Annotated in this window: 1 protein-coding gene; it reads right to left on the bottom strand. The window is 70.7% G+C overall.

Going from position 1 to position 1,674, the window contains the following annotated elements:
* Positions 1-172: 172 nt before the first annotated feature.
* Positions 173-1,549, bottom strand: a complete 1,377-nt coding sequence (locus AC07BF_RS37790) for an IS1380 family transposase (RefSeq protein ID WP_478334607.1) — start codon at positions 1,547-1,549, stop codon at positions 173-175.
* Between the last annotated feature and the right edge of the window lie 125 nt (positions 1,550-1,674).

Here is a 1,674-nt window from a genome sequence, read left to right as displayed (position 1 = left end):
CCTCGATCTTGCATGGCGGCTCGTCAGCTTGGCTGGCGGGCCGTTTCTGCTTGTCCGGGCTGGGTGTTTCTGCTGACGGGTATGGTGAGGGCCCGGCTGTCGCGTCGGGTGGGCGCCGGTTCCACGGCTCCGGAAATGGCGGGTGCTCGTCGAGATGGGGCGTTGTCGCTGGTCAGCCGGGGTTCGGCAGGGCTTGTAGGCGTGCGAACGCGTCTGTGATCACGTCGGTCCAGGGCCAGTGGCGGGCGAGGCGGAGGTAGCGGCGGCGGCCGGTGGTGACGAGTTGGGCGGCGGCGGAGAACAGCCGCAGCCGCAGGCGCTTGGGCTCCCATCGGCGGACGGTGCCGGTCAGGGCGAGCATCGGCATCCAGGCCAGCAGGTCGAGTGCGATCTGGACGATCTCCAGCCAGACCTGGTTTTGGGCGGCGTCGTGCAGGGGCAGGTTGCGCAGGCCGGTGTCGCGGGCGGCGCGGATGCGGTCCTCGGCGCGGGCCCGCCGGCGGTGCCGCAGCTCCAGTTTCGCGATCGGCGCGCCGGTGGTGCTGGTGGCGAAGCAGGTCAGCCGCATCCCGTCGGTATCGGTGAAGCGCAACTGGGCTCCGGGGTGCGGCCGTTCCTTGCGGACGATCAGCCGCATCCCCCTTGGCCAGCCCTTGAGGACATCACCGCCGAGCTCTGCGACCCATGCGCCGTCGCGGATCTCTCCGCCGGGTTCGACGGCCGGTGTCCAGGCCGGGGCCGGGATCTTCAGCACGGCCTGGTGGACCTGGTCGGTGATGGTCATCCCCACCGAATAGGACAGCCACCGGCCGCGTGCGGTGAGCCAGTTGAGGAAGTCGTGGGTGCCGCCGGCGGAGTCGGTGCGGATCAGGGTTCGCCGTCCGCGCCGGTACTTCTTCGGCAGCTGGGCCAGGGCCAGGCGGGCCGCTTCGATGTGGTCGGTGGCGCTGTTGCTGCCCGCGTTCCCCGGCCGCAGCAGCCCGGCGACCGGCTCCCCGGACCCGCCCGGGCCGTGGTCGACGAACGCGAACAGCGGGTGGTGCCCGAACGTCTTCTTCCAGGTCTTGGCGGCATGCTCCTTCTCGGAGTGCGCCAGGACCAGCACTCCGTCGATGTCCACGATCACGTCCCCGCCCGTGTCCGGGGCCGCATCGTCGGCCAACTTCCAGGCCCGGTCACGGACGTCGGCTCGTGCCCGCCGGATCGCCGCGAGGGCACGGGGCCCAGCGGCGGCGAGGGTGTCGACCAGGCGCGAGACGGTCGGGTCGGAGGCCACCGGCCCGAACACGGCGGGCTCGGCCCGCAGCATCGCGACATCGGACAGGCAGTCCCCGCCCAAGGCGACTGCCAGGGCCATGTCCAGCAGGATCTTGCCCGGATCGTGGACCGCGCGCGTCTTGCGCCACGGCGCCAGAGCCTCCGATATCGACGCGTCCAGCCCTGCCTTGCGGGCGGTCTCGACCAGCAGCACGGCGCCGGACTGTGAGACCACCCCGCGACCACCGCCCTCGACGCGGACACGCGGGTATGACCCGATACGCTTACTCACCTGGGAAGTGCCTCCGACGGGCGCGGGAACAAGGGCCTAGACAATCCTCATTCTCGCTGTTCAGAGGCACTTTCTGCTTTGCTGACCACCTGCCGGACAGTCAACTTCGTGAAAGCGCGAGGCTA

The organism is Kitasatospora sp. NPDC043950, assembly GCF_056435345.1.
Note: the sequence above shows the minus strand (reverse complement) of the source record. Positions and strands in the feature narration are given on the sequence as shown.